The organism is Sporosarcina sp. USHLN248, assembly GCF_037144575.1.
GTDB lineage: Bacteria > Bacillota > Bacilli > Bacillales_A > Planococcaceae > Sporosarcina > Sporosarcina contaminans.
The window spans coordinates 57,556-80,642 of record NZ_JBBCZC010000008.1; the positions used below are offsets into that span (position 1 = coordinate 57,556).

At 42.7% G+C, this 23,087-nt stretch carries 37 protein-coding genes; all 37 read right to left on the reverse strand.

Annotated elements, in window-relative coordinates; translation table 11 throughout:
• Positions 1 to 13 precede the first annotated feature (13 nt).
• The 37 genes from WFH04_RS04825 to WFH04_RS05005 all read right to left on the reverse strand — a co-directional run bounded on the left by WFH04_RS04825 (position 14) and on the right by WFH04_RS05005 (position 23,086).
• Positions 14 to 250: a hemolysin XhlA family protein gene (locus WFH04_RS04825; protein WP_336822930.1), complete on the reverse strand. Its 237-nt coding sequence runs from the start codon at positions 248 to 250 to the stop codon at positions 14 to 16.
• A gap of 51 nt (positions 251 to 301) precedes the next feature.
• Positions 302 to 847 (reverse strand): hypothetical protein, encoded by a 546-nt coding sequence (locus WFH04_RS04830; RefSeq protein ID WP_336822931.1) that lies wholly within the window; start codon positions 845 to 847, stop codon positions 302 to 304.
• A gap of 151 nt (positions 848 to 998) precedes the next feature.
• The gene (locus WFH04_RS04835) at positions 999 to 1,181 is read right to left on the reverse strand and encodes a hypothetical protein (protein ID WP_336822932.1); all 183 of its coding nucleotides are present in this window, start codon (positions 1,179 to 1,181) and stop codon (positions 999 to 1,001) included.
• Positions 1,165 to 1,308, reverse strand: coding sequence for an XkdX family protein (locus WFH04_RS04840; protein WP_336822933.1), 144 nt, complete (start codon positions 1,306 to 1,308; stop codon positions 1,165 to 1,167). Before WFH04_RS04840 ends, WFH04_RS04835 begins: the two co-directional genes overlap by 17 nt.
• Complete coding sequence (locus WFH04_RS04845; RefSeq protein WP_336822934.1) at positions 1,308 to 1,601, reverse strand: hypothetical protein; 294 nt, start codon at positions 1,599 to 1,601, stop codon at positions 1,308 to 1,310. The genes WFH04_RS04840 and WFH04_RS04845 overlap by 1 nt, the downstream gene beginning before the upstream one ends.
• On the reverse strand, positions 1,598 to 2,722 hold the full coding sequence (locus WFH04_RS04850) for a tail fiber protein (RefSeq protein ID WP_336822935.1): 1,125 nt from the start codon (positions 2,720 to 2,722) through the stop codon (positions 1,598 to 1,600). Before WFH04_RS04850 ends, WFH04_RS04845 begins: the two co-directional genes overlap by 4 nt.
• A 1-nt stretch (position 2,723) precedes the next feature.
• Positions 2,724 to 3,125 carry a hypothetical protein gene (locus WFH04_RS04855; RefSeq protein ID WP_336822936.1) on the reverse strand — a complete coding sequence of 134 codons (402 nt, stop codon included), beginning with the start codon at positions 3,123 to 3,125 and terminating at the stop codon, positions 2,724 to 2,726.
• Complete coding sequence (locus tag WFH04_RS04860) at positions 3,125 to 4,753, reverse strand: hypothetical protein (protein WP_336822937.1); 1,629 nt, start codon at positions 4,751 to 4,753, stop codon at positions 3,125 to 3,127. The genes WFH04_RS04855 and WFH04_RS04860 overlap by 1 nt, the downstream gene beginning before the upstream one ends.
• A 10-nt stretch (positions 4,754 to 4,763) precedes the next feature.
• Positions 4,764 to 5,108, reverse strand: a complete 345-nt coding sequence (locus WFH04_RS04865) for a DUF6711 family protein (RefSeq protein ID WP_336822938.1) — start codon at positions 5,106 to 5,108, stop codon at positions 4,764 to 4,766.
• Positions 5,109 to 5,122: 14 nt separating this feature from the next.
• Positions 5,123 to 8,335 carry a hypothetical protein gene (locus tag WFH04_RS04870; RefSeq protein WP_336822939.1) on the reverse strand — a complete coding sequence of 1,071 codons (3,213 nt, stop codon included), beginning with the start codon at positions 8,333 to 8,335 and terminating at the stop codon, positions 5,123 to 5,125.
• 50 nt (positions 8,336 to 8,385) lie between these two features.
• Positions 8,386 to 8,682, reverse strand: coding sequence for a Gp15 family bacteriophage protein (locus tag WFH04_RS04875; RefSeq protein ID WP_336823000.1), 297 nt, complete (start codon positions 8,680 to 8,682; stop codon positions 8,386 to 8,388).
• Between the two features lie 34 nt (positions 8,683 to 8,716).
• Entirely contained in the window at positions 8,717 to 9,046 is a 330-nt protein-coding gene (locus WFH04_RS04880; protein WP_336822940.1) for a hypothetical protein, read from the reverse strand.
• Positions 9,047 to 9,048: 2 nt separating this feature from the next.
• Positions 9,049 to 9,504: a phage tail tube protein gene (locus tag WFH04_RS04885; protein ID WP_336822941.1), complete on the reverse strand. Its 456-nt coding sequence runs from the start codon at positions 9,502 to 9,504 to the stop codon at positions 9,049 to 9,051.
• An 8-nt stretch (positions 9,505 to 9,512) separates the two neighbouring features.
• The gene (locus WFH04_RS04890) at positions 9,513 to 9,899 is read right to left on the reverse strand and encodes a phage tail terminator protein (RefSeq protein WP_336822942.1); all 387 of its coding nucleotides are present in this window, start codon (positions 9,897 to 9,899) and stop codon (positions 9,513 to 9,515) included.
• Positions 9,896 to 10,279 carry a hypothetical protein gene (locus tag WFH04_RS04895; protein WP_336822943.1) on the reverse strand — a complete coding sequence of 128 codons (384 nt, stop codon included), beginning with the start codon at positions 10,277 to 10,279 and terminating at the stop codon, positions 9,896 to 9,898. The genes WFH04_RS04890 and WFH04_RS04895 overlap by 4 nt, the downstream gene beginning before the upstream one ends.
• On the reverse strand, positions 10,276 to 10,608 hold the full coding sequence (locus tag WFH04_RS04900; protein WP_336822944.1) for a hypothetical protein: 333 nt from the start codon (positions 10,606 to 10,608) through the stop codon (positions 10,276 to 10,278). The genes WFH04_RS04895 and WFH04_RS04900 overlap by 4 nt, the downstream gene beginning before the upstream one ends.
• Before the next feature lie 2 nt (positions 10,609 to 10,610).
• On the reverse strand, positions 10,611 to 10,970 hold the full coding sequence (locus WFH04_RS04905) for a head-tail connector protein (protein WP_336822945.1): 360 nt from the start codon (positions 10,968 to 10,970) through the stop codon (positions 10,611 to 10,613).
• A gap of 12 nt (positions 10,971 to 10,982) precedes the next feature.
• Positions 10,983 to 11,210 carry a hypothetical protein gene (locus WFH04_RS04910; protein ID WP_336822946.1) on the reverse strand — a complete coding sequence of 76 codons (228 nt, stop codon included), beginning with the start codon at positions 11,208 to 11,210 and terminating at the stop codon, positions 10,983 to 10,985.
• On the reverse strand, positions 11,211 to 11,447 hold the full coding sequence (locus WFH04_RS04915; protein ID WP_336822947.1) for a hypothetical protein: 237 nt from the start codon (positions 11,445 to 11,447) through the stop codon (positions 11,211 to 11,213).
• A gap of 14 nt (positions 11,448 to 11,461) precedes the next feature.
• Complete coding sequence (locus tag WFH04_RS04920) at positions 11,462 to 12,412, reverse strand: major capsid protein (protein WP_336822948.1); 951 nt, start codon at positions 12,410 to 12,412, stop codon at positions 11,462 to 11,464.
• 20 nt (positions 12,413 to 12,432) lie between these two features.
• Positions 12,433 to 12,999 carry a phage scaffolding protein gene (locus WFH04_RS04925; RefSeq protein WP_336822949.1) on the reverse strand — a complete coding sequence of 189 codons (567 nt, stop codon included), beginning with the start codon at positions 12,997 to 12,999 and terminating at the stop codon, positions 12,433 to 12,435.
• Positions 13,000 to 13,205: 206 nt separating this feature from the next.
• Positions 13,206 to 14,441: a phage minor capsid protein gene (locus WFH04_RS04930; RefSeq protein WP_336822950.1), complete on the reverse strand. Its 1,236-nt coding sequence runs from the start codon at positions 14,439 to 14,441 to the stop codon at positions 13,206 to 13,208.
• Positions 14,441 to 15,928 (reverse strand): capsid protein, encoded by a 1,488-nt coding sequence (locus tag WFH04_RS04935; protein WP_336822951.1) that lies wholly within the window; start codon positions 15,926 to 15,928, stop codon positions 14,441 to 14,443. The genes WFH04_RS04930 and WFH04_RS04935 overlap by 1 nt, the downstream gene beginning before the upstream one ends.
• Before the next feature lie 4 nt (positions 15,929 to 15,932).
• Positions 15,933 to 17,324: a phage terminase large subunit gene (gene terL, locus WFH04_RS04940; RefSeq protein WP_336822952.1), complete on the reverse strand. Its 1,392-nt coding sequence runs from the start codon at positions 17,322 to 17,324 to the stop codon at positions 15,933 to 15,935.
• Positions 17,311 to 17,916: a transposase gene (locus tag WFH04_RS04945; RefSeq protein ID WP_336822953.1), complete on the reverse strand. Its 606-nt coding sequence runs from the start codon at positions 17,914 to 17,916 to the stop codon at positions 17,311 to 17,313. Before WFH04_RS04945 ends, terL begins: the two co-directional genes overlap by 14 nt.
• A gap of 86 nt (positions 17,917 to 18,002) precedes the next feature.
• Positions 18,003 to 18,428, reverse strand: a complete 426-nt coding sequence (locus tag WFH04_RS04950) for a hypothetical protein (protein WP_336822954.1) — start codon at positions 18,426 to 18,428, stop codon at positions 18,003 to 18,005.
• A 172-nt stretch (positions 18,429 to 18,600) separates the two neighbouring features.
• A complete protein-coding gene (locus WFH04_RS04955) occupies positions 18,601 to 18,804 on the reverse strand; it encodes a hypothetical protein (RefSeq protein WP_336822955.1) in 204 nt (67 codons plus the stop codon).
• Between the two features lie 28 nt (positions 18,805 to 18,832).
• Complete coding sequence (locus WFH04_RS04960) at positions 18,833 to 19,189, reverse strand: hypothetical protein (protein ID WP_336822956.1); 357 nt, start codon at positions 19,187 to 19,189, stop codon at positions 18,833 to 18,835.
• Positions 19,190 to 19,485: 296 nt separating this feature from the next.
• Positions 19,486 to 19,917, reverse strand: a complete 432-nt coding sequence (locus WFH04_RS04965) for a helix-turn-helix transcriptional regulator (protein WP_336822957.1) — start codon at positions 19,915 to 19,917, stop codon at positions 19,486 to 19,488.
• Between the two features lie 17 nt (positions 19,918 to 19,934).
• On the reverse strand, positions 19,935 to 20,126 hold the full coding sequence (locus tag WFH04_RS04970; protein ID WP_336822958.1) for a hypothetical protein: 192 nt from the start codon (positions 20,124 to 20,126) through the stop codon (positions 19,935 to 19,937).
• A gap of 93 nt (positions 20,127 to 20,219) precedes the next feature.
• Positions 20,220 to 20,768 carry a hypothetical protein gene (locus WFH04_RS04975; RefSeq protein ID WP_336822959.1) on the reverse strand — a complete coding sequence of 183 codons (549 nt, stop codon included), beginning with the start codon at positions 20,766 to 20,768 and terminating at the stop codon, positions 20,220 to 20,222.
• An 83-nt stretch (positions 20,769 to 20,851) separates the two neighbouring features.
• On the reverse strand, positions 20,852 to 21,049 hold the full coding sequence (locus WFH04_RS04980) for an XtrA/YqaO family protein (RefSeq protein WP_336822960.1): 198 nt from the start codon (positions 21,047 to 21,049) through the stop codon (positions 20,852 to 20,854).
• 62 nt (positions 21,050 to 21,111) lie between these two features.
• Positions 21,112 to 21,348 (reverse strand): hypothetical protein, encoded by a 237-nt coding sequence (locus WFH04_RS04985; protein ID WP_336822961.1) that lies wholly within the window; start codon positions 21,346 to 21,348, stop codon positions 21,112 to 21,114.
• A gap of 2 nt (positions 21,349 to 21,350) precedes the next feature.
• Positions 21,351 to 21,518, reverse strand: a complete 168-nt coding sequence (locus tag WFH04_RS04990; RefSeq protein ID WP_336822962.1) for a DUF6877 family protein — start codon at positions 21,516 to 21,518, stop codon at positions 21,351 to 21,353.
• A gap of 38 nt (positions 21,519 to 21,556) precedes the next feature.
• Positions 21,557 to 21,853, reverse strand: a complete 297-nt coding sequence (locus tag WFH04_RS04995) for a hypothetical protein (protein ID WP_336822963.1) — start codon at positions 21,851 to 21,853, stop codon at positions 21,557 to 21,559.
• A gap of 30 nt (positions 21,854 to 21,883) precedes the next feature.
• The gene (locus tag WFH04_RS05000; RefSeq protein WP_336822964.1) at positions 21,884 to 22,081 is read right to left on the reverse strand and encodes a hypothetical protein; all 198 of its coding nucleotides are present in this window, start codon (positions 22,079 to 22,081) and stop codon (positions 21,884 to 21,886) included.
• Positions 22,082 to 23,086, reverse strand: a complete 1,005-nt coding sequence (locus tag WFH04_RS05005) for a DNA cytosine methyltransferase (protein WP_336822965.1) — start codon at positions 23,084 to 23,086, stop codon at positions 22,082 to 22,084.
• Position 23,087: the final 1 nt, after the last annotated feature.

Here is a 23,087-nt window from a genome sequence, read left to right on the forward strand (position 1 = left end):
ATGACCTCCGATATTATTGTGTGTTTTGCCAAAGTAACGCGATCATAGCTATTACGACTGTTCCAATAATCGTTGTTGCTGACCAAAAGATTATTTTGTCGATCTTGTCCAAACGATGGTGAGCTGATTTGGACGATTGTAAAGCTTCTTTTGCTGTATCGTTGGTTTTTGCCATTGTGTTTAGCAAAGTCTTAATGCTGGCAATGTCTTCTTTCATTTCAATGATCATTTGCATATCCTTGTCTGCCATTAAATCACTTCCTTTTTCGACAAAATAAAAAGAACGCCCCGAAGGACGTTCTTACTTAATTCTTTCGTATTCTTCACGTAGAAATTCTATTGCTTTGTCAAAGGTTATCGAAACATCCTTACCCTCAATATATCTTCTATAGTTCGATAATTGCTTCTTATAATTTTCCTCCTTCACATTATGAAAATCGTTCGTGTATTCAAACTTTTCATCCGTTTTAACCCAAAGAATGTTTTTTATTTCGAAATGGATTGGAAACGAGAAGGGAAATGAAAAACCTTTTGTATTATCGTAATGAATCTCATAGAAATTCATGTTATGCTTCATTGCATTATATGCAAATCTTAATCCTAAAAGAACCTGTCCATTTTTATTCCTATTCCTTCTTTTATTGAGTGTCTTATTATGCTTCCAGTGCCATTCCTCTGTAGTCAATGTCCATAAAAGCAATTCACCTATTGCTGTGTATATTTCCTTGTTATCTCTTCTTTCAATTGCCGCATCTAATCTTACCCTCGACTTCTCGATTGCATAGTGATTATTTTCAAGTCGTCCCAAGTGTTCCGAGAGAAGTTCTTTCGATTCTTTTGTACTCATTGATATCACCACTCCTATACCCTAATAAGAGCAGTATTCAATGAAAATGGACTGTTTCCCTTCTTTTAGGCATAAAAAATACGCCTTAGTTGGCGTTAATAAGTGTTGTCTTCTAATATTTCTTCCGTCAAATCGGTTAAGAGATTACTCTTTAAAACATAGATGAAGCTTCCGATCGTGCTAATGTTAGCTTTATATTTGGCTTATTTGAAGTAATAGGCGAACTTCCTAGAAAGCGACCTGAAACTGAAGAATTTCGTCCTTTCAGTTCGAAGAATTGAACAAATTCCTCAGGCGTACCTTCTAATGTAATTCCATTAATCACTGCTTTCATTAATATCCTCTCCCGTTATTTCTTTAAATTGTTCCGGCGCAATCCAACCCTTTTCAAAAACAGCAACTTTCAAACCTTGTTTGTCCAACTGACCGCTATTATACAATCGTTGTAGTGTCCAAAACATTATGCCATCCCCCTCATCAATTGATCGAGAACAAGTTGATCTACCGTTTCTTGTAGCTTCTTCAATTCTTGCTGCGTGACGGTAGATTCGGAAAGGTTATCCGCAATATATGCAACAACTTCATCTTCCGTCGCTGATATTGGCAGAGCCGACTTAACAATATCAATCCTTCGTTCTTCCCCGTCCACTTCAAAAATGACGGATCGCTTCACGAAATGCTCGGGAATACGTCTACTTATTCCTCCATCGTTTGCTTTGTATTGTAGTTTACTGCTTGTAATTACAATGTTCATGCTACGACCTCCTCTAAATATTCATTGTCTGTAATAAATTCTTCATCCTCAAAGACATAAGTTTCCCCAGTCCACGATTCGCCGATTTCACGCTCTACGCCTTTAATGTCCCAAGTCTGGACGGATTCATGGTCGTCGTTACGTGTGCCGATGACAAGGACATTGTATTCACCTTCGGTTTGACAGTGGATTTCTAATCTTTCGTCCACTTTGTTAAAGATGCCATAACCGTTGCCGAAATGCCCTTGTGGTGTCACAAAGACTTGCACATTTTTATTAAGCCACACAAAGTAATCAGGTAGATCGATATATTGTATATCGTTTGTTTTTGACGAACGGACTACATAACGATATAGATTATCGCCTGCTGTTGGTGACTCAACCGCACCATGACGAATAATATGAGTGTCTTTCTTGTCAGGATGTGGATGCGGCATTTCAAACTTTTTAGTTCCAGTAACGGATAATTCTCCCGGTACTTTCCAAATTTTTGGTCCATAGGTTATAGAGGAACCGACGCCTAATACTCCTTCATTCAAGTTAGGGCTATTAGCTTCGAATCCTATTGCTACTGTTCCGTGATTGTTCGCCTCGGCTAAAGCACCTATCGCTATTCCAGGTGATAATGAACTCCGATATGAAACGGAATAACTACCTAACGCTATTGCACCAGCACCGGTATTATTGCTAAATTTAGCACCAGTTCCGATAGCAATATCTTCGCTGGTTAATTTATCGTTAACCTGCTTAACCGCATTAGCTGTGGCTGCTTTTGCCTTAGAGTTACTATTCACTGTGTCATCAAGTTGCACAACCCCTTTACGACTTGTAGTTGCGTCCTGTGGTAAAGGAACATTTTGCAATTGATCCATCGGTACGCTACCACTTCCGTCTAGAGTTGCAATTCCGTTTGGTCTCCCTTTGGATTCTGCGAATTCATCCAAAACAACAAGCTGATCCTCAATCTTATTCATGAGTGGAGCCACAATCGGAGTTCCCGGCTCTGTCACCTTCCCCTCAGCCGGAATCAAAGTTATCGTTCCATCATCATTGTTTTGAAGCATAAACGTCCTCGGTCGCTCCACTTCTCTGTTTTTCCAATCAGTTGGCTGATAAGCCATGTTAAATCACTTCCTCTCCACAAATAAAAGCACCACAGATTGGCACGGCTTCCGCGTTGCCTTTGTAGTGCTGATAAAGTAAATTCAAATTGTGCTCCAATCTCATAGCATCGCTAAAGGAGAAAGGCGCATTAGCTTCCCAATCCGTTTTGTTAATGAGCCAACCAACAGGTGTAAAACGTTGCCGCAATACATCTTGATTGATTTCAATACGATTCAAGCTATCAGCAAATTCGATACGCTTCATATCACGATCAGTTACAAATTCAAGTGGAGGTAATTCAATAAAATACTCAACCAATCCTGCGACAACTTCCGTATTATTTTCAACTCTATTAAGATCTTCAAAATTGTAATAATCGGTCCCTGTCCACTCAAGTTTAGGCTCTATCCAATTCGCCATTACACACCACCCTTTGTTTCCGTTTTCCCAGATAGATATCCTTGAAATTCGAATTCTTGTTTTATGATACGGCTTTGTTTTTCGGCTCCGAAGCTATCCTCTATTATCACGATATCCCCGCATTCCAACGCAGGATTCTGTCGCCAGTTGACTTGATACAATGCACGTAGATTACTTTCTTCAATGATCCAATTCGCGACATCAGATGCATGCTCGATTGAATTGATAAGCGGATTGTCACATTTTACACTTACGCCTTCGTCTGTGGATGGATTAGAGAAAACATGCTCCTCTTTCTCCCCATTGATATATACTGTCATAATCATCGATTGTATCAATTGGTCTAACTTAATCTGAGGCTCTGAATACACGTTATCGAACGTGATATTGAGCATGTCGTATCCGCTGTAAACGGTAGGTGTGACCATCCCGGTGAACATGTCAGGACCCACAAAGAGGATATAGCTTGTGCTTTCATCCAAGATGACGAACGGCTTGATTATCAGCACGCCGTTTCTATCCTGATACACTGCACTTTTACTAGCGATTCCAATACATTGCAAGGCTTTCCGATACGTCAACTTCTCAGGAAATCCCGTTGTTGGAATATCTTTAAGGGTTCGGTCAATCTCGTATTTAGGTACGCCCGCTTTAATCACAACATCTTCGGCAAGATCATAAAGGTTCGTAAAGATGGCCGACTGAATGTATTCCTTTTCAAGCAGCTCGAAAATGTTTCGCGCCGTGAAAGTGGTAGTAAGCGCACCCTCGTCCGACTGCCAATCGGTTAGATAGTAGCCTTTCGTCGTCACATACTCAAACACGTCTTCTTCAATTTCAATGCCGATCGACACGCTTAATTCCTGCCGTTCTTTGAGGAAACGATAAAAACCATCCGGATTGAGGATATTAAACTCCTTACTTGAATTATCGATTGTAAATTTCAACTCGTTGGCCGGGAGTGTGTCTCCTACCACATTCATTTGCTCAATGAGATTTAACTGAATGAGTTTGTCGCCTTCATAAATCTTCACAATTCCAAAGTCGATTTCAACAATCCGTGCACGTCGATATGGTTTAGCCCATCTCAGGACGGTAATCACAATCTTATTGTAAGCGTCCAATCCGTGAACCCACGCATAGGAAGTTCCTGCATTACCCCTTACCTTTTCCGATGCTATAGGTACATCAGCCGGACCGTAAACATCAATATCAAAGTCAACCGGATATTCACGTGTAAGGTTATCGAAATGTATAGTCAAACCCATTGAGTCGTGGTCATCGTCAAAAGTGAGCGTTAGTGATTGGGGATGCTCAAACACGCCATTAGCATTGCACAGATCACCACTCCACCAACCCAATTCACTGTCGCCCTCATTTGGTCGTGGAGGAATGCGAAAACTGCCATCTAATCGGAAATAGTCCTGCTCAAACGTTGCGTATTTATGGGACATGGAACGAACCTTATTTGTAACTTGGTCCTTACGACTGATAGGTGCTTCGGATGAGGGTGTCACTGTCCTATCACTGTATGCCGCATTATCAAGGATTTCGAAATGGACCTTTGCATCCGCTTTACGGATAGGTGCGTAAACGGCTTGTTTAAATTCCCGACTGACTTCATTCACTGATTCGCACCTACCTTTCGATCACATTGAAACTGCAGTTTTTCCATCGGATATTCCCATTGTTGTAGTCAAGTGCACCGATATTGCGATCTCCGCTATAAAAAGTGCCAGTCTTGATTGCACCCGTCTGAGGATCTGGATATTCAACGTTGAAGAAAACAGGAGAAACCGCGTTCAGTAATTGTTGTTGTTCCGATCTACTTAAATACTCCCAAGACATTTCAAGCTTTCGTTTTGTGGCGATACGCTCAATAATCATTTCGCCACGAGCATTCCGTTCCGCTTTCGATATATCTTGAATACCTACCGAAAATTCCGTAGGAGCAGGGATTGCCCTGCCGTTGATTTTAATCATTAGCCCCCACTCCTTTAGATTGGTTTAATAATGGATGACCCCATACGTTGTTCTTCTTTTGCGAGATATGGTGCTATTAGGCGAGCGAATGTAGTTCCATCCAACTTCCATGTCGGTTCTGGTCCGTCTTGTCGTTGATTCTGCTTTTCAATAGCAGCAAGAATCATTAACAATACTTCTACAATCATTTCGCTTCCTGCTCCGCCTGTATCTCCCATCTGCCCTGCAATTTGCCCTGCAAGATTACTGATCCAACCTGTATTGTTTTCAAGCGGCATCACTGCCTCAGTTCCTGCTTCCCCGACCATTGCCAGTGTCGGTTGGTCTATGATACCTCCACGTGCAAGTTTTGGTATGCTCGGGATATTAATACCGAAAGATTCCCCGCCGAATCCTGGAACCCAATCAGGGATATCGATTTTCAATCGATTTAATTGACGAATCATGAAGTTGAAAGCATCGATAATCATATTGACTGAGCCTTTGAAGATTGATACAAGTGCGTCACCAATCCCTGACATGAAAGTCTTGATACCATTCCATGCTCGTTCCCAATCGCCCGTGAAGACACCTGCGATAAAATCAACAATGCCCCCTAATGCTTTAATAATTCCTTTGGCCGCGTCGATTATGGCACCTAAAGCATTTCCGACAATATCCATGACCCCATTAAAAACCTCTACGAAAATCGGGCCGAGCGTTTTTACAAGCCAGTTCACAATCGGCATGATGAATTTGTTATTAATATCAAGAGCAGCAGTAATCAACTTGCCAACAAAATCACCAATCTCCTTTATCAATCCTTTGAGGTGTTTATCCCAAAGTTTGGTCATCGTTTCTAACATTTTTGTAATTAATGGCTGAAGAAGATTCACCCATAAATTTGTAAATAGCGTACCGATATTTTTCGTTGCATCCTTAATTCCGTTGACGAGACTTTTACCCCATTTATCCCACCAACCTGTTACGATGTCGATCATGTCTTTGATGATTTTCCTCACAAGATCGATAGAAGGTTTGATGATGTCTTTATGGATTCGTGTGAAAACTTCCTTTGTTTTGTCACTTAGATCATCCCAATTCCTCATGACTAAAACGCCAATAGCAATTAAGGAGCCAATAGCCGTGACCGCTATTCCAATAGGTGAAGTTAATGCAGCGATTGTCGCACCGAATCCAGCTGCTATTGCAGACGCTGCGCCTGTTGCTACTGCCCATGCCTTTATAGCGCCCATTACAACACCTAACGCAACTGCAAAACTACCAACCACAATAACTATGTTTTCAAACTGTTTTTGGTTGTTTTTTATCCAATTTCCGAAGCCCGTAAGTGCTGCTACAATAGATTGTAAAATTGCTACAATCATACCTCCTGTCCACTTAGCAAGAGGTTCTAAGAACATAGAGAACAACCATAACCCTAAAGGTTTCAATGCAATCAAGGCAATTGTAATTAAGTTTATTGCTGCCGTTAACATTTCGAGGAATAAAGGTACAACCATATTCATTGTCCAAACCCCTAACGGCAACAGAACCATTTCCATAAACCATAGCAAGCCCTCTCCCACCATGATTGAAAATGGTGTTAAAGCATTCCATAGACCTCTTAGCCCTTCATTGATAAGTGGCCAGTTCACTGCACTAAATCCAGCCGCCAATATGTCGAAGAATTTTGGCAGCCCTTCCCCGAACGTCCATAAACCTATCGGCTTTAAAAACAACTCATAAAAATCAACAGCACCTTTTGCTACAAACGCCTTAAACGGATCCATTGCTTTCCAAAGATTTTTTAGTGATTCGATAGTAGGTTCAAGGAGTCGTTTTACACTTCCAAGTAGTTCTGCCATCTTTTCATCGATTAACGATGTATCAAGGTCCGGTTCAATTAATGGTGCGATTCCACCACCGGAACCGCCTCCACCACCGCCCCCTCCTGCATCGTCATTGTCATCCTGAAAAGCAAGAGTGTTAATTTCATCAAACCCAGCTAAACCGAGGCTTGCCTTTTTTGCATCCTTAGCCGCTTTCTTGGCTGCACCACCATAGCCCTCCATTGCCGCTCTCGCTGTATTAAGCCCTTGTGCCGCCTGATAGGATTGCTTATAGGTCTTACCAAAAATTGCACTAATGAAGCTGGCGATATATGCTGTTACAGTTGCTAACCCACGCATTAACGCATTAAGCGCGGGTAGTATAGCTTGGTAGATCGGCATGAATGCGACTTGCAGATTTGTCCGTATTTGCCCTAAGGAGTGCATAAACTGATCGTTCGTTTTTAACGCGGACCCTAAGTAAGACGTGAATCCTCGAATGGCCTTGTACAAAATCGCAAAGACGAGAACCTGTTTAAGGATTCGTGTAAGGGCCTGTTGGAACGACCTCGCCATATTATTTCCTTGTCGTCCCATAAGTGAAAAAGAAGATCCTGTTTTCTTAGCCGCCTTCTCTGCTTTGCCTAACGATCCAGTTAACTTACGTATTGGCCTTTCAGCTTTTCCGGCATCTCTCCCAGCGTTATTCATACCATTTTCCAATTGCGCCATTTTGTCTTTCGTCTTTTCAGCACGCTCACCAAGTCGTAGCAAGGAAGCTTCTGTATTGACGATTTTTTCAAGCAATGCATTCTTTTTGTCTTGGCTAAAACCGGACTCCAATTGGATGATCTTTTGGTTGGCCTTATCTGATTTGTTCATAAGACTTGAAATCTGCATCTCAGTCTTCGAGATTTCATCCAGTAACTTATTCTGGCGAGTTGGAGATACCGCGTTATCATAGGAGTGTTTCAGGTCATTCAGCTTTGTCGTCAAAGCATTAATTCTGCCCTCAGACGATTGCATGACACGTTCCAATTGCTCGATCTCTGCCTTAGCACCGTCAGAAATTCCAGCATTCATTTGTGCTTTTAATTCGGCAAGCTTTTGTTTTTGTATATCGATCTTCGCATTCGTGTTGTCCAACACCGAGTTAAGACTTTCAATCGCTGATGCATCAGTATCCGCCTCGGTGGTCTTCGATGGCGAATAAGATTTCTTTGGCATCGAAAAAGTTTTCTTCGGGATTTGAAAAGTAGACATAGTTCTCTTCATGCCATTCATCGTGCCCTTAACATGCTGTTGGAGAGTTTTTGATAGTTGCGTTCCGATATTACCCGCAATGTGATTGATCTGCTTGTTTAAGTCGGACCGTAGATCAATATCAAGACTGATTTTCCCGACGCTTTCCGTCATTCATTTCACCTCCGTTCCGACCAAATAAAAAAGCACCCCGAAGGATGCTTTTATCTTGAAAATACGGCTTTCATGGCTTGTTGGAAATTCGCAACTTGTTTTGCTGCTTCTTTTTTATCCGAAGCAACCATTTTGTTCATACGACTCCGCCATTCATTTCGGATTTTATGTTGAGCTGCATTAAAGTTTTTCAGCATGTCTTTGTCATTCTCTGAACGAATCGTGACAATTTGCCCGAGCGGAGTTTCAGGCATGATTCCTGATAAAAGTGTTGTGAATTCTCCCCAAGACATATCTTCCTCAGCACGTAAACGAATGCCGTATTGTTGAGCGAAAGAAGCCTCTATAAGGCTCCAATCCTCGTATAAGTCATACCAATCATTACTCGGCTTCTGCGGATTGTTGAAATCGTTTCTCGACTACCTCCAAATCCTCGTCCATAACAGCAGCCATTGCACCCATCATAATGGCTTGGAAACCTGCAAGCGAAGGATCCATTTCATTGATTTCTCTTACTGCTTTCTTACCGAGCAAAACCGTAAGTATTTCATCAACTTCTGCAATGTCATTTAAATCAGTATTCTTCATTTTCTGATTCAAAATGAGCATTGTGCTTTTTCGGTTATTCACTTCATAGATCATGTCGTCGGATAATTTAAGCGTTGGTCGTTTATTTGATAAGCGTGCTGAAATATCGATTTGTTTACTCATTATTAAACTCCTCCCCCTGCCGGAACATATTCCGGTTTTCCATCAGATTGTAGTTCAAATTCTAAGCCTGATACGTTTGTGGAATCTCCACCGAATGGAGTAGTTACGTTAACTACGCAATCAAATGTGAGTTTATCACCGTCTGGAAAAACAATTTCAGCTTTAGTTGACAGGTCTGTTCCACTCTTCCATGCCAATCCTGCGATATAGTCATTACCAGGATCCCCTTCATGTCGCTTACCATTTAAAGTGATAGCAAACCCCTTCCCGGTTGCTAAACGTCGAGCCCAACCTGCAGTATCCATCGGCGTCCACTCTTCAATGTTTGTGTCGATGGAAGGTGAAAATGTTTCCATTTCCTTAACAACGACCATATCTGATGCCGAGCTCTCTCTTCCCTGTATTCCCACTTTAAACTCAATATCAAATACAGGATAAACCCCTAAATTTTGAGCCATTTTCATTCCTACCTTTCGTGTAATATATTTACTTCAATGACGTACTCATAAATGCCTTCGCTGTCAGTTCCTACGCCAACAGGACCGTCTGTTTTCATCTGAAACATGATAACCCGCTTGCCTCCAATGACAGCTTTTTGCCCGAACATAGCGTTATAGACTTCCTGTGCTTTTTGTTCAGCTTTATCTGCATTCTTGCCCCAATGGACGAGGATGGAGACAGCTTTAGTAGCGTAACCAGTATTAGAGAGCCCGCCTACCGCAATACGTGGAGCTGGACCCGTTGCGCTATAAATGCCGATGCACTCCGGCTTACTACCATCAATCTTGCCGATGTACCATTGAGGACAATCAACTTGGGTTTTTAGCCATTCACGGATTTCCGCCAATGTCATTTAATCAACCCCTTACTGTGTTGCTTTAAGAAAGCTCCAAACGCTTTACGGGCAAAGCCTTGCTTTTCGCCACTCTGATATGACTCCATCCATTTTCCTTGTGCATTAGGGTTCTTATCTGTGCGGAAATTGTATTCTGGATGCCAATAAAGCCGCCGTCCATATGGAGTGTCGTATACGATTTTAATTTTCATTTGTTTGAGCAAGGACGTATCGACAAAACCACTACGCTCCAATTCTCCGGTTTGTTTAGGTACAACCTGCGAAGTGACTATGTCTGTCATAATTGCTTCGCCTGTCATTTCGAGGGCTTCCAGTTGAGCTGCTTCCAGCTGTTTCATGGCTGATTGGTTTAGCGTGACTGTCGATTTTACAATCATGACAAATCCAACTCCGTTGAGAATACGGACCCGTCAGGATTGCGTGGTCGTTGCGCTCCATAGATTTTCTTCTCTACTTCCCCAATCTTTACAATGCCCTCAATCACCTTTCCGGGAAGAATATCACCCTCGATGATGACCTTGCCGGATAAGAGCACCAATTGCCGTTCAGCATTCATGACCTGCCTTTGCTTCTCGTCATAACAAGCAAGCCCATCGTACATTACTGTTTCAACGGGTTCGCCATCTTCTGACATTTCGGTTTGATAAACTTTCACAGGAGTGTTTAGAATCCATTTAGGAAATGGTAGTTTGCCGCGTATTAGCATAATTACAGCCTCCTACTCGTCAGCCCCGTTGCACTCAACAGGTTCATAACACCTTCTGATGTTTGGATACCTCCGCCACCTTCAACAGCGTTAAACGATAGGCTGACACTTCCTGCACTGTAGCCAGATAATGGCATGTTTAAAAAGCCGCCATATTGAAAGAAAAAATCCGCCTGACGACAGACGGACTTTTTAATATTGGTTTGTTGGAATGGTGTCAGGTGGTCGAAACCTTTTGCAACAATACGGTTATAGGTCAATGAATCAATCTGATCGGAAGCACGAGAAAGGGCCTTTTCCAGTTGTTCATCCGGAATTAGCCCGTCTCCATACTTCTTATAATCTTCTGGTGTAGCGTACATGCCATCACCGCCTTATTTCTTTTCTGCTTTTTCAGCGTCTTTCTTGCTCTTAACTTTGGTATCAGTTTTCTTCTTCGTCTCTGTTTCCTCTTTAGTCACATCATGCGAATCAACTATATAACCTTTGTTTTCAAACCATCGAATTAAATATGGATCATCGGTCTCTCCGACACCATTTACAAAAGAAACACCGACTGATAAACCGGTGTATTGTTTGTTCGGTGCAAGGATTTTAGCCACTTATTCTTCTCCTCCTTCAGGAGGAACAGAACCGCCCTCATCGTTCTCTAACGGCTCGGGATAGCCCGGAGTGGCTGCGTCCTGTGTCACTGTACCAAATCGCTCAAATTCGCGATACATTTTGTAACCGTCATCGTCGGGTTGATCTAAAGCGTCAGGGGTTTTTGCTCCCATCGACTTGCCGACGTAATAGCCATTCACATAACCATTTTCTAAATCATCTTTGTATTTCGTCATTCTGCATGCCCTCCTTATTGAACTTTAATGCCGCGCATTACGCCTGCAGCCTTTGTCGCTTTTAGCGCAACAGCGGACACCATTTCCACTTCTCCTTTTTTGACCGCCCCAGCTGTGCTGAAATCAGGCAACCATGTGCGGACTGGTGGATGCCCAGCCATAGAAACGCCGTGGAATCCATCAAGACCCAAACGGACAGCATATAGTGACGTTTCTCCGTTGCCGTCTACACCAACAACTGGGTTGTTCGAACCTGCTTTTGCTCCAAGGTCAACGAATGGAATGACGCCGTATGACTCGACTTGTTCGCCGAATTCATTCTTAGTTGTCGTATACATACTTGCACGACGAGCAGCCGCTCGAAGTTTAGCAATCAATTTTGTGTTACCCATGATTGCGGATGGCGTGCCATCTAAGCCCATCAAAAACTCGTCTAATTCATCGAGGAATTGAACGTAGTTTTCAGTTACTGCTGTAGAAGAAGAAAGGTCAATGACTCCCGGCTTATATTCCGTGCTTGATCCCGTTAGTGCCTTTTCCAGTCCGTCGAATGCCTTTGCATCCACTGCACTGTCACCATTGATAACTGTGTCATTAAACAAAGCTTGTGCCGCCTTGATTTTCTGACGCATTTGCAAATCAACCTCACTTACAATACCGCCCATGCCTGCAATAATTCGGTCAATCTCGAATGCTCCACCAAATACTTTCAAATCAACATTGTAACGTTGCTTTGAAACTTCCTGTGGAATGTATTCCGAGTTGACCTCACGGAATTGGGCTGTTGGTTGTGAGATGAGGCGAGTATATCCATACGTCAATGTAGCACCGCCGCCTGTTGGTGATACAGCATCGTCGAATGTAAGATTGTCGAGCAGGAAGTTATTCTTTCTGAACTCGTCAATAACCCCCATTGTCAAGTGATCTTGTACGTCTTTTTTTGCTTCTGCTAATGTTACTGGCATTTAAATCATCCTTTTCAATTTTATTTTAGTGTGCTGAAATGTGAAGAAATCGCATCTATCAATGAGGGAGCGTTGTCGCTTGGTGGAGTCCCTTGACCGTCGCTTCCAATCTTGCCTTTGAAGCCTGGTTGTTGCGGTTCATCAGATTTGAAAAGAAACGCCTTCGATTCTTTCAAGCTATTCAATTGCTCGTCCAAGCCGACAACCTTGCCGTCTTCACCTAATACAAGCTTCGTCTTGTCGATTAAACCAGACGCCAAGTCTTCGTCATGTACTTTGCCATTCAAAGCAAGTTTGATGGCGTTGGTCATTGTCAAATCCTTTAATTCGGCTTCATATTGCTCTTTCGCCGTTTTGTTTTCGTCTTGAAGCGTTTGAATTTGCGCTTTCAGTTCTTCACTTGCTCCGGCAGCCTTTTTCAAATCTTCCAGCTGAGTGTCACGAGCAGCCAAATCAGATTCAAGTTGCTTTTTAGCATCGTTCACTTCATCGAAACGGCTCTTGGGGATCATGGTTCCAAACCCTTCGACAACCTTAGTCGCCTGTTCCTCGGTCAATCCAAGTGCCATCAATTGTTCTTTTGTCATTTATATTTCCTCCATTCATCTACACTTTTTAACCCGGTCGTGTCCGGTGACGTCTTTATAGTTAACGTCCATAAATACCAAAATGACGAGTTTTAATGCAAAATAAAAAGCCGCACTTTGGCGACTACCTCCAGTTATCCATTATTCTAAAGAACACCAAAGTCGAGCAGATAATAAGAGTAATCAAAACACTGTTGGCCATTCCATCACCCCACCTTCTCCCTCGTCCGATCCCGGCGAAGAAAATCATTTCGCTGAAGATGTTCTTCCAATCTACCTTGCCATTCCTTGACCTTCTTCTTGTACCGAAATTCATTCACCTCATCGACGGAACCGGCTTGCAAACGCTTATACTTGCGAATCTGTCGCTCCATGTACCGCTGTTTCTGCTCGGCATCGTATCGTTCAATTGCCTTGTCATCTTCGACAGGTTTAGGTACCGTGCTGATACCAGGAAAGAATGTAGAAAGGGTATGACGGCAATTCGGATGGAAAGCGTAGTTCTTCATAGCTTCGCTTAGCAACTTATAACCCGTCTCTTTGGCCAACTTAGTCGCATTCTCTTTCGTGATCGAAGTGTATACGTCATCGATCATAACAGTTCCTTGGTACGGCAAACACATTGGTGAGCAATTATCATGTGCTGACATCAGGACGGTATAAACTCCCCATTCATCACGCTTCTTGCCCTCTCCTAAGAAGGTTGCCCGCTGTGAAGCTGTCCGCAATGCCATTTCTGCATAGGCCGATATGGTGACACGTCTGCCGTCGATATACTCAATGATATTAATGCCCTTCTCAAGAAACTCTTTTGTTGCCATGTCGATTGCCTGATTGAGGGTCTTGGCACCTGCTGCCATGTTGACCTCTGCTTTATAGATGATTTGCTTGTACACATCATCCATCTTTCGCATGACACCCTGCTCAGCTTTCTTCAAATCATCTTTCACCGACGCTTGCAAGGCTTTGAGTTTCTTCTCATTCATGCGGAAGAAATCAGTTTCCATCGGTGCTTTCGGTAGCATATGGTGTGGCACTTTGAAATTGCGCGGTGTAAAATCAACAGGCATTTCAACCTTTCCTGTGATTGTTGCCCTCTTCAACTTGATTGCCTCGTAAATCCGAAATGGCTTCAGCACAATTCGAAGCATTCTCCGCCATACAGAAGTGAAACGCCTCTCCCCTTCCCTGAAGCTATCCATCAGCACATCATCCACGACTGAATCAGCTTTCCGAAAGAATTTCGAGACAATCGAACGATTGCGTTTGCGATACTCACCAATTGCCCTCAACTTTGCGCTTTGCCACTGTTCCCAACGGAAACCCTCTTTCGTTTCCTCAACTTTGTGACGAAGAGAATTCCGTTTAAGGGAATCGATAAGATCAAGCGTCATCTGCTCAAATATGCGGTTGATGTCGTAGGGATTCGGCTTCTTTTTCATTACTCATCACCGTCCCCCGGGGGATCATCGTATTCTCTTACTCCTGGTTCGTCCATCGTTGTCATGCCTGCTTCTTCTTTCAGACGTTTGATCTCTTCGGCTTTCTCATCATCGGTCCAAGTGTCCCCATACAGTTCCTCAACGGATTGTTCTACGGACATGATGCCAAATGTCTTTGCCTTTCCAACCGTCTCAACCACGCTGTCGAATGATGGAGAAGCATACTCACCAAATGTTACGCTAACTTCGTATTCGCCCGCAGTACGGTTAAGCATTGTGTCATAAACTTTCATAACAGTTGCAACTACCTGTGGAATAACATCGTTGAGTGTGTCGATAATCTTCCCACGGGTGTACAGTGTAGCCTTTTCCTTTTCTCGTTGCGCTTCTGCATTGTCCGTTTTCTTTAAGTCGATGCCTAATGTCGCTGGGCTGATGATGCCTTGCAAGCACATGTCCAAGGCATTGGCATACGTACTTACAAACGCTTCGTACAAAATAGCAGGTTGAACCATATCAATTTGCCCTTTTGCATCCTCGGCCATAACGGAACCAATACGGATGAATTGGTTGTCAAAGGGATTCGGTTTGATATGAGCTCCCGTATGTGGATCCTTTGGAACTAAATCATCCGGAATGTACTTTTGCACCCGCCCAGATCGGATTGCATCGACCCATTGGCTAATTACCTCGTCTAAGGCGTCAAAGCTATCAGCCTTGCTGTCGAATATGGATTTCCCCCTTCCCGACCACTTAGGCGACTTGAAGAACGATAGTGGTACGGCCATGATGAAATCGCTCGGGAACGTTACATCAACTAAATCCACTGTCTCAGGCAAAGTTGATAGCGACACCTCTTTTCCATCCGCATCGAACAGACGATACTTGATATAGCCGCGTCCGAACGCCTCTTCCAGTCGATAGTCCTTGTCGTTGTGTGTGTAGTCAGTGAAGAAGAGGACTTCTTGCAGTCGATTCCGTGTACGTTTGTAAGCGACTTGTTCGCCACTGTAAAACTCTATGATTGGATACTTTGTTACTTCTGTATCGATCGTGATTTTGAACGCTCCATCCCCAGCAACTAAAGCATCGACAATCGACTCTCCTATCAACTCGGCGAAATCGTTGTCCTCTTTAATTTCTTCCCAAAGCTTCGTCTCTGCATCAGTCTTTAATGCAATACCGTCTAAATCGGCGACTACAATATCGGACAGCCGCTCTACGATCATTGCAGGCAATCCGCTGTGAATCTTCCTGATAGCTAAATCCTCTGACGGTACAGCTGCCCAGAAGCGTGATTTTGCGACTGAATCGGTTGCCGTCTGTTTATAAAACTGATCTAACTCGGACGGATCGCCACGATACCACAGCCGATTTCGTAGCACATTGGTTTCATAACTTAATGGCTCCCGAATGATAATTGTTTTTGATTCGGAAGCAGGCTGTATATTAAGTATTTTCATGACCATATTTCTAAACCACCCCACTTTCTCAACCTCCTAACATGTACATCGTCTCAGCAACACCGGTTGTCGCATCTGGTGCATCATCATGCTTGTTTTCACCTTCACGCTGATAGGCGTTCATGGCCTTGTAGTAGTCCGGCCATCGATCACGCCAATTTACAGGGTAATAGATATGATTCATCACCCACGTAGCATTTGAATTGATACGAGCAATCTTGTTTTTGGATTGATGGAACCAACTTACGTCGGTGTGATTGCTGTTCATTTCGGATTCGAGGATTCGTCTCACATTCCGAGCGAATGAACGACCCCCACTATTCGACTCAATCCTTGCCCGATTTGCTTTAAACTCAAAAAGAGCCTTAGCGACTGCTGGCTCTGTGATTTCCATCGGTTCTTTTGTATAAATAACATCAAGGACATAAGCTTCTTTCTGATAAACACCCCAAATGATATTGCACAGGTAGTCCGCGCCTTGGTCTGCTGTATCGCAATAAGCATAGATACCCATGAAATCTGCAGGCAACTCGGTATACGTTTTGAAGGAACTGTACAACTTACCCTTCAAGTCAATCGGTTCCTGCTGATAGTTAGCGCTGGCAATGTCTTCACCCATTGCCCTAACCTTCATATCGTATGAATCGCGGGAGAGGACTTCTTCACATAGCATTGTTCCATCGTCTTGTAATGCCTTCATGGAGATATGCTGAATCTTCTTCTTTTCCTCTGCGAAGTGCTCGAGTGCTCGTCCAGCTAAATCACCAGAGGCCCAGCGCGTCATAATGATAATGATCTTGCCGCCTTCTTCAAGACGAGAAAGCATTGTATTGGTGAACCAATCCCAATGCTTATCAAGCGTGTTCTCGTTATTGGCTTCCTCACTATTTTTGATTAAGTCATCAATGATTAATAAGGAAGCACCGAACCCTGTCGCTGTACCAGATGGAGACGTAGCAAGATAGTTGTTGTGTCCGCCTTCAAGACTCCATAAATTCATCGCCCCGTCGCCGCGCTTAATTCTAACGTTGGGGAAGATGTCTTTGAAGATAATTCGTTCCGCATCTGCCTTCTCTTCCGAAATACTATTCCGAACACCTTTCGAAAAACTGGTGGAAAGCAATTCATTATAGGAACCGGTCATAATCTTCTCGTCTTGATTGTTACCGAACACCCATTGAGCAAACATGGTTGCTGTTCTCGACTTTCCATGACGTGGAGGAACGTTCACAATCAGCACATCATCGTCCGATTCATAGAAGTCTTGCATTTCTCGGCACATTTCTTTTAGATAGTCTCGTTCTTTTTTGTAGAAGTCGGGTGCCATAAGCTGACAATACGCCCAAAAGGAACGGCGGGCTTTTCTAATAGCCAATTCCTGCTTGGCTAATAAAGCGGTGACCATCTTACTCTTCGACATCATAAGCACCTGCCAGCTTCGCCAGTTCCTCATCACTCATTCCTTCGAATTGTTGGCGAATGTCCATACTGCCGCTGTGCTCAATGTCCTGCTTATCTCTCCACTTGTCCGGTTTGCGATTCTTTAGCCAGAAGATTTGAGCCGTTGTGTCAGGAGCTACTTGTTTCTTAACTTTCTTTTCAAGGATTTCCTTAGTCTTCGGGATGGAAAGGATGAATAGATCGCGCTCAGCTTGGGTTGCGTTCGGATTCTTCGCATTCCATATTTCTAATTCGAGTTCAACTTTCAAGTCATATTCATCTTGATCCATCTCCACTGAAATGTAAGTCTGTTCCTCAAATTCATAGCCAAGTGCTCGCTTAAGCAAGGCGTTCTCAACCTCGTAGTCAATTACTTCCTTGCCCCTTTTTAAGGCTGCCGATAATGCCGGATACTTTTTCACGTATTCTCGGAATGTGGAGTAAGCAACACCAAGGTTATTCGCTATTTGTTCGTCGATTAGTCCATCCCGAGCCCAGCACTGAATTTCGAATAACCTATCTTCAACATGAGTCTGATACTTGCTCTTGCGGCCTCCTTTTTTCTTACTCACTTCACATCACCACCCCCATCTGGTAGATCCTGAATATATTTTCAAGAACAAAAAAGCACCCCGAAGGGTACTGTTAAATGTTAGTATTATCGAACGTATACATAATCGAAATAATAATTGTCGCTTTCATTCTTTACATCCAATTTAATAAAGACATTAGCTTCGTCACTATCTTTGCCTAACTCAACGGATGCAAACTCGTATTGCTCATACGGGTATTTTTCCAAGAACGCATTAGCTTTTTCCAAGCCAAATTCAATTGACTCCTCTTCTGTTTTCTCGCCATGAGGAACCGTATCATAAAAGTGTTCTGCTACGATGAAGCTAACGATTTCTTCTTTTTTCATCCGCTTGACCTTGGCAAGTGATTTGTTATGCAACAATTTCTTATCACAAATAACAGGTTTTAAAAACAATCTAAAAGCTGTAAACTGCATAATCTCCGGCTCATCTTCTTCAAAAAGATTAATATAAGATTTCGGATTTTCTAGTATCGCTTGTTCTAAGTTCAAGTATTTACTTCCTGAAAACTGGTTAGGATACTCGCCTTTAGGTGTAGCAATTAATAAGACATGCCTCTTTCCCCGGCCTTCTAATTGTCCTAGATAGTGATCGATCGACACATTATTCATCTCTCTTCCCTAAATACCATTCTAATACTGAAATGCACCTCCGAAGAGATGCTTAAACTAATTTGTAACCTAATATTTTTATATCTGTTGCATTTCTATTAATGGCTTTTCCTACTGCACTGCTCACTATTTTTAAACTTTCATGTTTATCAAGGTCAACTTCATCATCGACTTGAATCATCTGATATCTTACACCTTCAGACACCAACTTTCCTTGACTAGTGTCAAACAGGTGATATTTTACTTGCAAACGCATTTCCTCACCCCCTCAATTGAGATGACGTTTAATTTTGAACTAAAGGTTTAAGTTTTTGGACAATCCTATCAGTGATGCCTTCTATAACACTTTGATATTTCAACATTGCCGCCTGAGCATTTATTACAATATGTTCCGATTTCATTCCGTTTGCTTGCTTATTACCGAGATTCCACATTCTTAAGGCATTTACCAATTCGTTATGTTCTTTATTTACTTCTTCTGGAGGTTTCACGTCCTTCACAGAAGCAATCGCATAATCGAATTTCTCTTCAGTAGCCCGTACACTTTCGATGCTCCCTATTTGAATTAAATTGCTTATTTCTACAATAAGGTCACCAATTGAATGCAAACGCTCGGCATATTTCAAATATTTATTTGTCATTTTCCCACCCCCTCACTGACACTATTCGCCAAGAAAGGTGAAAATCCTTCAAACTCTCAAAACTACACTCCATATCAAGTCCTGCTGTCAGATAACGCTTGCTCTCTATCACCGATTAAATGGCAGGTACTCGCTATCCCTCGATTATTTGGCGACTGTATGAAGCGTAGTTTTCAAAGTACAAACCCGTATTCGGGAAATTCGGCGTCAAAGTGCATTCTCGCACCTAAGACCACCCAACTCCCCGAACCTGCCTTCCAGTTTACACTCTTTCTTCTCTTTCTTGTAATTATGAACTAAATGCACTTTTGAACGTTTTGAACATCTTGAACATTTTCCGCCATTTGTTTTGCGATAGATGAAAAGATTCTTTTGATATGAGTGTGTGAAAGGCCCATATGACGTGCTATCCAAGAGTAGCCCTTGCCCTCTAAAATCCAGTGAAGAACTTCAGATTCACGTACATCTGTAATTACATGAATCCGCTCTTGAATCATATGGACCTTGCTTTCATAGCCGATAATTTTCTCATAATGCTTGCTACGTCTGATTACTTCGCGATAAACAGGATCGCTTGTTTCGCCTTTCGCTTTCGGCATAATCGCTTCAATACCATACTGAGCCGTTAATCCATCCCCCGCATCACGTAAGTTCTCCCTCATGATTCTCACGCTGTTTATCATCCAATGATAATCTTTCAACAGTTGCTCGATCTGCTTCTCCGTCATGCTGTAGCCCCCTCAATTTATCGTCTTCGATATGCTCCGCCCGGCCCTCTCCGGTACACATCCCGATTAACACCCATCAATTCTGCTAATTCCCTATCTGTCAGCCGTTCCTCTTGCTTGTCGCTTGTCCTAATACTCTTTTGGTCTATCTCCCGTCCTGTGCGCCGTGAGAGTCCTTTTTCAATCAACTGATCTTGCAACGTCCTCATTACCTCACTCCCTTTTTGAAATAAAAAAGAGGACAACAAATGACACAGCGTAATGCTGTAATCAAATGCTGTCCTCTGGTTGGCCAGGGGGACTTATTTAATTTTCATCCTTTTCTTTATTGTTTTATAGCGTTTTTCCAACAACCTAATCTGTTTGTGATGCGGGAAGCTGTTTCCCGAAATACTTAAACCCGCTACTATTGTCCGGGGTCTAGGGTGAACAAGGTATTTTGCATCGTATATCAAGGAATTGTAAATGGAAATCATAGTATAAATAATGAAATTCAAGTCCTGATAATATTCAATTGGTGCGTTTTCATTAATATCCAATAAATTATCAATGAAGTTATCAAAATCAATTTTCCCTATTTCTTTATTTAGGGACATAATTGTATTTTCTATTTCGGCTTTCAATTCATCAATATCATGCTCCAGGAACATAAACCTTAATTGTGATCTCTCTATGCCACCTAGCTTTTCGCTAATGACTCTTGATTTTCTAATAAACCTATTGATATGAATTTGCGCTTTATTGAAATGTAAATAAAACCGTCCATAGTTCATAGCCTGGGTGTGTTTCAAAGAGATTTCTACTCCTATCAGCGTAAATAATCCACCAATAGATGCTCCTATGAATGCCACTATTAAATCTCTATGTTGTTCCCCATATTTCAAAACGAAAAGGACAAAAAGTATAGACACAACCAAAGCCAGTAGTCTTTTAATCAGAATTCTTCTCCTTCTTCCCTCCGCATCCGCTTCACTTTCCCCTGATGCGTCACAATCTTATACTCACCGTGCTCTGGTAATTCCCTCACCTTGGCCTTACCCTCCGAAATTACCACAACACAGTTAATAGGTAGTTCCATTATATCAATATTTAGCATTCCTTCACAGTCTATTTGTATATCTGGCAGTTTCATAGAAGGTCCCTCCATGCTATAATGTAATTGGCTGGATCAGGAGGGACACTCCTGGTCTTTTTTTAATTCCCAAACAACCCACCCGGTCGCTTTTCGATGTACCCCTGCTCTGCTTGGTCAATCACAACCAGCGCAATACTCCGCGCGTTCGTCTGAAACTCCCTTGCAAGCTCACGGATGCCTACACCCTCTTTCCACAGCTGCCGAAACCGTATCAATTCGCTGTCATACCATTGCCACTTGACCCTAATGTCTTCAAAAAGGACCCGGAAAGCCTCATGCCTTGCGGCGCTTGCCATTTTTATGACCTCCCTACAAACTTTTGTGCATACTTTAACTGCTGCCATACATATGGATCGTCCTCATTACCGCCCGATGCCATCCAGTCCATAATGCGCTGATTGATGTCTTGCAACGCTTCGATAGGTAGCTTGTGAGCGATCTTTGCGATTTCTTGGATTGGTTTCATGGTGTCCTCCTTGTTATGGATTCCCTTCGGAATGTGCATTACCATTCTGTGCTTGAAATAATGCAAGGCTCTTTAATATTTTCATTTTCAATAACCCAATGAAATGTCTTTTTTGTGTGCATTTCTCCGTAAAACATCTTCATTTCCTGTTGTTTCTTTAGCTCTTCAACAGGTAAGTCATCTATTGGAATCCACATTGTTTCTGTTAATGAAACTTCACCTTCAAAATCTTCTTCAATTTCATTTCGATCAATAAACTGCTCATAAAACTCCTTTGCCTGTTCTTCGCTAACTGCACAAACCCAATCAAAATCATTCATTTTAAAGACTTTCAAACATATCCCTCCTTATGACGCATTTTCCGTCTACATCTCCCAAACCCGCATATACCGCTCATAAAACTGCGTCTTCGTCAGCTTTCGTTTCGTCTGCAATGGATCCATGCACTCTTCATAAACGATATATCCGTCCATGTCTTCGTACCATGCGTAGACCAGCTCTTGTTTTTCGAGGTTTTCGAAGAGGCATTTGTAGACTCGGCGTACTTCTATTTGTGTACTCATTCAGCAAATCAACTCCATCTGTCCTTCAAAATTCACGGAGAACAATTCGTCTTTCCGGTTCTGATTCAGCAATTCGTCAAAGATTGCTTCCAAAACATCGACCACAATACTGTTTCCAGCCAACGCATAGAGTGTTGCGCTACGGTTATTCGGTCTAATCGGAAACTCTTTAAGCATCAAATCAAAATCTGCGTCATCGAATCCCATTAGTCGCCAATACTCCCGCTCCGTAGGATAACGATAACGGCCATCGCTCGTTTTTATCACTCCTGGACCCGGGCATCGATCGGGGCGCTCGGTTAATGTCCAGAAGTGTGTTGTTATCGTTTCGATGTACCTGAACTTATCCTTGTTAGCTTCGATATCCTGCGGTGATGCCAGGTCGGCGATCCTATTCAACATCGATGGGATGCCGACGATGTATTTTTCAAGATCGATTTCATGCTCAGGTTGCAGGTATTCATCAAGAGAACGCATAGGATGCCTTTTCAGACGAGTAAAATCAAAAGCCTTGCCGCCTAATATGGAGATGCAGAACAATCGCTCACGGCTCTGCGGGACGCCGTAATCCATCGCTTGCAGCACATCCCATGAATTTGCGTAGCCCATCTTCTGCATTTCACGTAAATACTCATTGAAGATCGGTCTATTCTTTTTGAAGAGCGCTCCTTTAACGTTTTCCCAAATCACAACGGACGGTCGCCATTCGCCCATTTCTCGGATGATCCGAAGTGTTTCTAACATAAGTTGCGACCGTCCCCGATCGTCGTTTAGATTGGCTGCTGAATTGTCCTGACACGGACTACCATGCACGAGGATATCTGGTTTCAAATCCCATGTTCTAACATCCTGCGTTTTGTACCTAAATGGGTTCATTGCGTTATAGGCTTTAACCCGATTGGCTTTCCATTCAACGTAATCAATGATCTTAACTTCCCTGCCTAAATTCTTCAGCGCCTTAATATCGGCGCCGATGCCACCGAAAAGTGATAGCAATTTAACCAAA

Excerpts from the sequence above, each read along its gene's own strand:
- WFH04_RS04830 (WP_336822931.1), bottom strand. The coding sequence starts at position 847 with ATGAGTACAAAAGAATCGAAAGAACTTCTCTCGGAACACTTGGGACGA.
- WFH04_RS04930 (WP_336822950.1), bottom strand. The coding sequence starts at position 14,441 with ATGAAAAAGAAGCCGAATCCCTACGACATCAACCGCATATTTGAGCAG.
- WFH04_RS04970 (WP_336822958.1), bottom strand. The coding sequence starts at position 20,126 with ATGAGGACGTTGCAAGATCAGTTGATTGAAAAAGGACTCTCACGGCGC.
- WFH04_RS04955 (WP_336822955.1), bottom strand. The coding sequence starts at position 18,804 with ATGCGTTTGCAAGTAAAATATCACCTGTTTGACACTAGTCAAGGAAAG.
- WFH04_RS04895 (WP_336822943.1), bottom strand. The coding sequence starts at position 10,279 with ATGATTGTAAAATCGACAGTCACGCTAAACCAATCAGCCATGAAACAG.
- WFH04_RS04885 (WP_336822941.1), bottom strand. The coding sequence starts at position 9,504 with ATGGCTCAAAATTTAGGGGTTTATCCTGTATTTGATATTGAGTTTAAA.
- WFH04_RS04890 (WP_336822942.1), bottom strand. The coding sequence starts at position 9,899 with ATGACATTGGCGGAAATCCGTGAATGGCTAAAAACCCAAGTTGATTGT.
- WFH04_RS04865 (WP_336822938.1), bottom strand. The coding sequence starts at position 5,108 with ATGATTAAAATCAACGGCAGGGCAATCCCTGCTCCTACGGAATTTTCG.
- WFH04_RS04840 (WP_336822933.1), bottom strand. The coding sequence starts at position 1,308 with ATGTTTTGGACACTACAACGATTGTATAATAGCGGTCAGTTGGACAAA.
- WFH04_RS04905 (WP_336822945.1), bottom strand. The coding sequence starts at position 10,970 with ATGTACGCTACACCAGAAGATTATAAGAAGTATGGAGACGGGCTAATT.
- WFH04_RS04850 (WP_336822935.1), bottom strand. The coding sequence starts at position 2,722 with ATGGCTTATCAGCCAACTGATTGGAAAAACAGAGAAGTGGAGCGACCG.
- terL (WP_336822952.1), bottom strand. The coding sequence starts at position 17,324 with ATGTCGAAGAGTAAGATGGTCACCGCTTTATTAGCCAAGCAGGAATTG.
- WFH04_RS04925 (WP_336822949.1), bottom strand. The coding sequence starts at position 12,999 with ATGACAAAAGAACAATTGATGGCACTTGGATTGACCGAGGAACAGGCG.
- WFH04_RS05000 (WP_336822964.1), bottom strand. The coding sequence starts at position 22,081 with ATGAGTACACAAATAGAAGTACGCCGAGTCTACAAATGCCTCTTCGAA.
- WFH04_RS04990 (WP_336822962.1), bottom strand. The coding sequence starts at position 21,518 with ATGAAACCAATCCAAGAAATCGCAAAGATCGCTCACAAGCTACCTATC.
- WFH04_RS04915 (WP_336822947.1), bottom strand. The coding sequence starts at position 11,447 with ATGACGAAATACAAAGATGATTTAGAAAATGGTTATGTGAATGGCTAT.
- WFH04_RS04880 (WP_336822940.1), bottom strand. The coding sequence starts at position 9,046 with ATGAGTAAACAAATCGATATTTCAGCACGCTTATCAAATAAACGACCA.
- WFH04_RS04900 (WP_336822944.1), bottom strand. The coding sequence starts at position 10,608 with ATGCTAATACGCGGCAAACTACCATTTCCTAAATGGATTCTAAACACT.
- WFH04_RS04980 (WP_336822960.1), bottom strand. The coding sequence starts at position 21,049 with ATGAAACTGCCAGATATACAAATAGACTGTGAAGGAATGCTAAATATT.
- WFH04_RS04965 (WP_336822957.1), bottom strand. The coding sequence starts at position 19,917 with ATGACGGAGAAGCAGATCGAGCAACTGTTGAAAGATTATCATTGGATG.
- WFH04_RS04835 (WP_336822932.1), bottom strand. The coding sequence starts at position 1,181 with ATGAAAGCAGTGATTAATGGAATTACATTAGAAGGTACGCCTGAGGAA.
- WFH04_RS04960 (WP_336822956.1), bottom strand. The coding sequence starts at position 19,189 with ATGACAAATAAATATTTGAAATATGCCGAGCGTTTGCATTCAATTGGT.
- WFH04_RS04920 (WP_336822948.1), bottom strand. The coding sequence starts at position 12,412 with ATGCCAGTAACATTAGCAGAAGCAAAAAAAGACGTACAAGATCACTTG.
- WFH04_RS04845 (WP_336822934.1), bottom strand. The coding sequence starts at position 1,601 with ATGAACATTGTAATTACAAGCAGTAAACTACAATACAAAGCAAACGAT.
- WFH04_RS04870 (WP_336822939.1), bottom strand. The coding sequence starts at position 8,335 with ATGACGGAAAGCGTCGGGAAAATCAGTCTTGATATTGATCTACGGTCC.
- WFH04_RS04825 (WP_336822930.1), bottom strand. The coding sequence starts at position 250 with ATGGCAGACAAGGATATGCAAATGATCATTGAAATGAAAGAAGACATT.
- WFH04_RS04855 (WP_336822936.1), bottom strand. The coding sequence starts at position 3,125 with ATGGCGAATTGGATAGAGCCTAAACTTGAGTGGACAGGGACCGATTAT.
- WFH04_RS04985 (WP_336822961.1), bottom strand. The coding sequence starts at position 21,348 with ATGGCAAGCGCCGCAAGGCATGAGGCTTTCCGGGTCCTTTTTGAAGAC.